General features: G+C 56.0%; 1 pseudogene. It reads left to right on the plus strand.

Going from position 1 to position 613, the window contains the following annotated elements:
* Positions 1-325: 325 nt before the first annotated feature.
* Positions 326-466, plus strand: a pseudogene (locus tag WH91_RS25250) (integrase); the annotation flags it as partial.
* Positions 467-613: the final 147 nt, after the last annotated feature.

The raw sequence follows: 613 nt of genomic DNA on the forward strand, positions 1-613 counted from the left end.
TGGGACTTAGACATCCCAAAACCGTCGGCAACCCGTTCAGCCGCAAGCTGGCCCGCCGGATCCATATAGGCTAGAACTAGCGGGGTTCGCGCATGTTCCATCTTCGCTATCAATGCCATGATGTCACTCATTGCCTAAACCGTCACATCCAATGTCCGGAATATATGGCATCCCAGAAGACATTTCAATGCAGTTCTCGGGTGAAGGATCACCCGTGATTGAGACACTCCTCAAGCTTTTGCTGGTTCGAGTCGCATATCGGTGCGCACGGCAGCTGCTGGTCTGTAGGGCGACTTCGAATAGAGGGAGGTTCGCCGGGCATTGACTACAATTCGGCCTTGCTTCCTCGGCGGAGGTAGACGAACGCTATGTGCAAAAGCAACTCGGGCACGTGTCCGCGGAAATGACCCGGCGCTATCAACGTCGCCGCGACCGGTTTAGGGTCAATCTCACGAGGCAGCCGGGCTATGACCCCCCTGCCCCATTGAATTACAGGCCAGATAATGGACGCTGCACAGCTCAGGCAGAGCCTCATGACGCTATATTGGTCCACGGTGACGCTGGCGGACATCCTCCGCTGCCCAACCGAAGTCGTGATGGGTTGGTATTATGA

It is taken from the genome of Devosia psychrophila, assembly GCF_000971275.1.
GTDB classification, from domain to species: Bacteria; Pseudomonadota; Alphaproteobacteria; order Rhizobiales; family Devosiaceae; genus Devosia; species Devosia psychrophila.